Origin of the sequence: Chryseobacterium koreense CCUG 49689 (assembly GCF_001045435.1) — a bacterium.
Classification (GTDB): Bacteria; Bacteroidota; Bacteroidia; order Flavobacteriales; family Weeksellaceae; genus Kaistella; species Kaistella koreensis.
In genome coordinates this window covers 1-6065 of the sequence record NZ_LFNG01000049.1, presented here as the reverse complement: position 1 = coordinate 6065, position 6065 = coordinate 1, and the positions used below count along the sequence as shown (strand labels likewise).

7 protein-coding genes are annotated in these 6065 nt (G+C 44.2%); 6 read left to right on the top strand and 1 reads right to left on the bottom strand.

Annotation, left to right across the window (positions count from 1 at the left end; translation table 11 throughout):
* Nucleotides 1-394 precede the first annotated feature (394 nt).
* Nucleotides 395-865, bottom strand: coding sequence for a regulatory protein RecX (locus ACM44_RS14635; protein WP_048500805.1), 471 nt, complete (start codon nucleotides 863-865; stop codon nucleotides 395-397).
* Between the two features lie 398 nt (nucleotides 866-1263).
* Between ACM44_RS14635 and ACM44_RS14630 the strand changes: the two genes are divergently transcribed.
* The 6 genes from ACM44_RS14630 to ACM44_RS14605 all read left to right on the top strand — a co-directional run bounded on the left by ACM44_RS14630 (nucleotide 1264) and on the right by ACM44_RS14605 (nucleotide 5380).
* Complete coding sequence (locus ACM44_RS14630; protein ID WP_048500804.1) at nucleotides 1264-1596, top strand: hypothetical protein; 333 nt, start codon at nucleotides 1264-1266, stop codon at nucleotides 1594-1596.
* A gap of 82 nt (nucleotides 1597-1678) precedes the next feature.
* On the top strand, nucleotides 1679-1813 hold the full coding sequence (locus ACM44_RS15890; protein WP_262486492.1) for a hypothetical protein: 135 nt from the start codon (nucleotides 1679-1681) through the stop codon (nucleotides 1811-1813).
* 479 nt (nucleotides 1814-2292) lie between these two features.
* Nucleotides 2293-2748 (top strand): 50S ribosomal protein L13, encoded by a 456-nt coding sequence (gene rplM / locus ACM44_RS14620; RefSeq protein WP_048500806.1) that lies wholly within the window; start codon nucleotides 2293-2295, stop codon nucleotides 2746-2748.
* Between the two features lie 5 nt (nucleotides 2749-2753).
* Nucleotides 2754-3140, top strand: a complete 387-nt coding sequence (gene rpsI / locus ACM44_RS14615; RefSeq protein WP_048500802.1) for a 30S ribosomal protein S9 — start codon at nucleotides 2754-2756, stop codon at nucleotides 3138-3140.
* A gap of 205 nt (nucleotides 3141-3345) precedes the next feature.
* Nucleotides 3346-4113 carry a 30S ribosomal protein S2 gene (gene rpsB, locus ACM44_RS14610; RefSeq protein ID WP_048500801.1) on the top strand — a complete coding sequence of 256 codons (768 nt, stop codon included), beginning with the start codon at nucleotides 3346-3348 and terminating at the stop codon, nucleotides 4111-4113.
* Nucleotides 4114-4930: 817 nt separating this feature from the next.
* The gene (locus ACM44_RS14605; RefSeq protein WP_048500800.1) at nucleotides 4931-5380 is read left to right on the top strand and encodes a transposase; all 450 of its coding nucleotides are present in this window, start codon (nucleotides 4931-4933) and stop codon (nucleotides 5378-5380) included.
* The last annotated feature ends 685 nt before the right edge of the window (nucleotides 5381-6065 follow it).

Genomic DNA, 6065 nt, shown 5'->3' with positions numbered 1-6065 from the left:
GTGGTTAATCACATCTTGTCCTCCGGACAAGCCGTTCCCGCCTCGTGCTTGATGATCCGTCACCAATCGTCCGGAGGACGATATGTGATTAACCATAAGATTCATCTTATGGCCATGGCGCAACGGAGGGCGGAACAGGATCCTCTCCTCAGTCGTCTTCTGGCGATCCCGTAATCGTGATGATCCGTCACCAATCGTCCGGAGGACGATATGTGATTAACCATAAGATTCATCTTATGGCCATGGCGCCACACAGCAACCCCGCCCGGAGGGCGGAACAGGATCCTCTCCTCAGTCGTCTTCCTGCGATCCCGTAATCGTGATGATCCGTTATGTCCTACGGACATGTGAGTGCGGGGTCTCGTCTGCAACCACAGGTTACACCTGTGGTTAATCACATCTTGTCCTCCGAACACACCTCCAGGATTTCATCGTATTCATAACCCCGACTCAGGAGATATTTGATGGTTTTCGATTTCTTCTGGTATTCCTTCAGGCCATTTTGTTTTTGGAAGTAGTCCTTATATATATGGTGAAGTTTCCTGCGGTAGTCGGTTTCATCAATCTCGTCAAAGCAGCGGTTGATCAGTTTCTCCGGGACGCCTTTGAATTTCAGCTGCATCCTTATTTTGTTTCTGCCCCATGCTTTGATATAGAACTTCCCGCGGATGTAGCTTCTGGTGAAGCGCTCCTCATTGAGGTAGTTTTCCCTCATCAGGTAAAGCAGCAGCTCCTCTTTAGCTTCCGGAATCAGAAGGAACTCCCGCATCTTTTGCTCCACTTCGCTGTGGCAGCGGTCCTGATAACTGCAGTAGTTCATCAGTTTCTGTTTGATTTCGGCGAAGGTGTAGGATTTTTTTTCCATGCCGGGAATAGATTTTCAGGCTGCAAGATACGACAGTTCCGGGATTAAGATCCTGAAAACATTTTGCAAATAAAATTTAATTCGGTCGTGAAACAAAAGTACAGTTTTATTGCTACAGCGAAGTTCTACAAGCAAAATTTGGCTTATGAATTCAATGGTGATTTCCTGAGGCCAACCTGTCTTCCGACCAGGCAGGGGTTCCTGATTTACCGCACTATTTTTCAAGTAGGCAAAGAAATATTCGCCACGGCGGATGGATGATGCTTAGGAGTAATGCTCCCGATTTGGCGAAAGGAATATTTTTGAAGCTTAAAAATCCATATTAGAGTTCACCATAGTGTTCACCCCCTCTCCATCAAACTCAAAGAATATCTCTATTTTTGCCGAAACTTATTTTTATGAAGCGTGCTTTGATCTATTTTTTATTGGGAACCGCCATCAGTTTTCTGTTGAATTACTTTTTGCTGGGAAGCAAGGGTTGGCAGCTGGAGCTGTACTACGGATGCTCCTTCGGTGCGGCATGGGGAATCGCCTATTATTTGGATAACGAGCGTTTTTCACTGGCCATGAAATTTTTGATCTCGTTTGCCGCGATGGCGGTATTGGTCGGGGCCGGGATGCTGATTTTCGGTTTGGCGCTCGCCGTTCCGTCGGTCATCAAATTCTCCACCGTATTTGTGGCGTATTACCTGATTGCGAGTTTCCGTGCCACAAAATCCTTGCGGAAATGAGGAAACGATAAGGGCAACATGACGGCGCTTCTTAGAACTCCCAAGTTATTTTGGCAGTTCCCTATATGGAAGGAACATCCAAATGGCATCAATCCCACAAACCTTTCACTCCTACGGAGTGGTGATTTCCAACCATATCAAAGCTACTTTCTATACAGATACCGCTCCTCCGGAGCATTTCGTCGCCTTTATAGATAAAGAAAACCCCGCCAAATAGCGGAGTCATCCGTAAATTCTTGGCATCTTTAATGTGTTTCAACCTGGTTTTCTGACCATCAAATTATTAAAAACAGAAAAACTCCGTAGGAGTTTAAAGTTTGTAGCCAACCAAAAGGACGGCATATCGGCACTTCGTAGAAGTGCAAAGTTAATTTGGCGGTTTCGTATATGGAGGAATCCGGCAGGACAAAATCCAGGTGGCACATCCCCTTTCGCACCGATTTGCCAATAATCATTGTTCTAAAACCAGTCTATGGACTCCATTAGCCACATGAAACGCCTCAACAATCTGCACCTTGTTTCGAACCGCATCATTTACCCGTCTAAAGGCTCCCAAAATCAGGACAGAAAAAATCTGAAAATCACACAACAAAACCCACAAAAAATAAACGGCGAACAATTTTTTAGGTTTAAAAAAAATCCATACCTTTGCACACCCTTATTGGGAAAATTATGTTTAACCGTAAACGAAAAAGTGTGAATACATTAAGTTACAAAACTATTTCAGCGAACAAGGCTACTGCGAATAAAGAATGGGTCGTAGTGGACGCTGAGGGACAACCTTTGGGAAGATTGGCTTCTCAGGTTGCCAAGATTTTGAGAGGAAAGCACAAGACGAACTACACCCCACACGTTGACTGTGGAGACAATGTAATCGTTTTGAATGCTGGGAAAGTGACCCTTTCCGGAAACAAGTGGGCCGACAAAACTTACATTTGGCACACCGGCTATCCCGGTGGACAAAAGTCTATGACTGCTCTTGAACTTCAAAAGAAAGATCCATTGAAAGTATTGGAAAAATCCGTAAAAGGAATGCTTCCAAAAACCAAACTGGGATCTACTTTGTTCAAAAACCTTTATCTGTATGAAGGAACTGAGCACAAGCACGAAGCGCAACAGCCAAAAGTAATCAATATTAACGAATTCAAATAATTAATATGTCTATAGTTCACAAAATTGGAAGAAGAAAAACTTCTGTTGCCAGAGTTTACGTGAAACCGGGAACCGGGAACATCACCATCAACAAGAAGGACTCGAAAGCGTATTTCGGAACTGATGTGTTGGTTTACAAAATCAACCAGCCCTTCATCCTTACCGAAACGGTAGGTCAATATGATGTGACGGTAAACGTTTTCGGCGGTGGAATCACAGGCCAGGCTGAAGCGATCAGAATGGGACTTTCCAGAGCATTGTGCGAAATCAACGAAGAATTCAGAGGAATGTTGAAACCTCACGGACTTCTTACCAGAGACGCAAGAATGGTGGAAAGAAAGAAACCGGGACAGAAAAAAGCGAGAAAGAGATTCCAATTCTCAAAACGTTAATTCTGCCGATGGCTTTCGGCAAATCGCCGATGGCCTTACCAGGAAAATCAAAACAATTATTAACCGCTTGAAAGCCGCCCCCCAACACCTTGGGAAGCCCAAAGCAAAAAATTGCCCCGTTTAGTTTAGCATCCAAACTCTTCTCCCATCTAAAGACGAGTTGATTGCGAAAAAGCGGAACGTAAACTAAAAACAAAAAAGAGACATGGCTAAAGCAAATGTTAAAGACCTTTTAGAGGCAGGTGTACACTTCGGTCACATGACCAGAAAGTGGAATCCAAATATGGCTCCATACATCTTCATGGAGAAAAACGGTATTCACATCATAGACTTACATAAAACCGCTGTGAAATTGGACGAAGCCTGTAACGCTTTGGAAAAAATCACATCTGCAGGCAAAAAAGTTCTTTTCGTAGCAACTAAAAAACAAGCTAAAGAGGTTGTTGCCAAACACGCAAGCGAACTGAACATGCCGTATATCACTGAAAGATGGCCGGGAGGTATGTTGACCAACTTCGTCACCATCCGTAAAGCAGTGAAAAAAATGAACCACATCGACAAAATGAAGAAAGACGGAACTTTCGAAACTTTGTCCAAAAAAGAAAGACTGCAAGTGGACCGTCAGAGAGCGAACCTGGAGAAAAACCTAGGTTCCATCGCAGATATGGTTCGTCTTCCTTCTGCCCTTTTCGTGGTTGACATCATGAGCGAGCACATCGCGGTAACCGAAGCCAAGAAATTGGGCATCCCGGTTTTCGCCATCGTGGACACCAACTCTGATCCAAGAAAAGTAGATTTCGTAATCCCAGGAAACGACGATGCTTCCAAAGCAATCGACATGATCCTGAACGTAGTTTCCGACTCGATCAAAGAAGGACTTTCTCAAAGAAAAGCAGACAAAGAAAAATCCAAAGAAGAAGGCGAAAAAGTATCAGCTGACGCTGATGCAGATTTCGATCAAGCTGCAGAATAAGGATTGATCTTTAGCAATACTAGTAGGCCCGGAATTTTTCCGGGTCTTTTTTTTGCTGCAGTTCTATATCACCAGATTCTTCCCTGGAAAACCTGTACATTTGTGAAATCCTGCAGGAGACGATCGCAAGTCACTCCCTATCAGATTCATCGAACGGAAAGTTTGTGCTAGGAGGACACCGCTCGCAGAGCGGCACGGGAATAACCTCAAGGGTACTGTCACGGCCTTGGCGAGCCGGATCACTAATTCATCGCCGGAGGAAGATAGGTGATTATCCATAAGATGAATCTTATAGATTGACGAGCGGCAACTACACACAGGCATCGTCCGGAGGACGATATATGATTAACCATAAGATTTATCTTATGGGTGAACAGCGACCGCGCACTCATCGTCCGGAGGACGATATATGATTAACCATAAGATTTATCTTATGGGTGAACAGCGACTACGCACTCATCGTCCGTAGGACGACATGTGATTATCCATAAGATTCATCTTATGGTCGAACAGCGACCACGCACTCATCGTCCGGAGGACGACATGTGATTATCCATAAGATTCATCTTATGGTCGAACAGCGACCACGCACTCATCGTCCGGAGGACGACATGTGATTAACCATAAGATTTATCTTGTGGCTCGCGTGCCCATCGTCCGGAGGACGACATGTGATTATCCATAAGATTCATCTTATGGCCGAACAGCGACCACGCACTCATCGTCCGGAGGACGATATATGATTAACCATAAGATTCATCTTATGGATCAACGAACTGATTAACCCCGCCCAAAAAGCGGAACAAAAATAAAAACCATGAGCTACATCCAATCACTGCATCACATTATCATTCGCACGAAACACAGCAAAAAAGTTTTGCCAAACGAACATTCGGAGGAATTATACCGCTACATCACCGGATACATCAAAAACAAAAAATCATTTTTATACAGAATTAATGGCATGCCCGATCACATCCATATTCTGGTTGGAATTCACTCCACCATTTCGCTTGCTGACTTCGTCAAAGAATTAAAGACCTCGGCCAATCCTTGGATAAAAAGCAGCGGCAAATTTCCACAGTTCACTTCTTGGGGAGCTAAGTATGGCGCTTTTACCATTCGCTATCAAGAGAAAGATTCATTGATCGAATATATCAAGAACCAAAGGGAGCACCACAAAACCGAATCTTTTGAAGAAGAATACCGCAGACTTATTGAGGAAAATGGGATTGTGATTGATGAGCAGTACTTTCTGAGGGATTGAAGCCATATTATGTCCTACGGACATCATGCGGTCTGTATCTATGGTCACCATATGCTTGCGCATATGGTTAATCAAATGTTGTCCTACGGACAAAACAGGTGTCCTTCTTAAGCGCTTGCTTCGATTACCTGATTCCGATTTACTTCACGTTGATGCTGCAAAATGGGTTTTGAGATTCATCAATCCGACGGAATTAATGGCTGGTAAGATGTCGCCAATCATCAAGTTTACATGATGGTTTTACAAATAACTATCGCACACAAGCATCGTCCGGAGGACGATATATGATTAACCATAAGATTTATCTGATGGCTCGCGTGCCCATCGTCCGGAGCACGACATGTGATTATCCATAAGATTCATCTTATGGCTGAATAGCGACCACTCACTCATCGTCCGGAGGACGACATGTGATTAACCATAAGATTTATCTTATGGATTGACGACCGGCAACTACACACAGCCATCGTCCGGAGGACGACATGTGATTAACCATAAGATTCATCTTATGGCCGAACATCGACCACGCACTCATCGTCCGGAGGACGATATGTGATTAACCATAAGATTCATCTTATGGGTGAACAGCGACCACGCACTCATCGTCCGGAGGACGATATATGATTAACCATAAGATTCATCTTATGGTCGAACAGCGACCACGCACTCATCGTCCGGAGGACGA

What these genes read in the sequence shown, in the direction of transcription:
- rpsB (WP_048500801.1), top strand. Translation starts at nt 3,346, where the DNA reads ATGGCTAAAGCAAATGTTAAAGACCTTTTAGAGGCAGGTGTACACTTC.
- ACM44_RS14635 (WP_048500805.1), bottom strand. Translation starts at nt 865, where the DNA reads ATGGAAAAAAAATCCTACACCTTCGCCGAAATCAAACAGAAACTGATG.
- ACM44_RS14605 (WP_048500800.1), top strand. Translation starts at nt 4,931, where the DNA reads ATGAGCTACATCCAATCACTGCATCACATTATCATTCGCACGAAACAC.
- ACM44_RS15890 (WP_262486492.1), top strand. Translation starts at nt 1,679, where the DNA reads ATGGCATCAATCCCACAAACCTTTCACTCCTACGGAGTGGTGATTTCC.
- ACM44_RS14630 (WP_048500804.1), top strand. Translation starts at nt 1,264, where the DNA reads ATGAAGCGTGCTTTGATCTATTTTTTATTGGGAACCGCCATCAGTTTT.
- rpsI (WP_048500802.1), top strand. Translation starts at nt 2,754, where the DNA reads ATGTCTATAGTTCACAAAATTGGAAGAAGAAAAACTTCTGTTGCCAGA.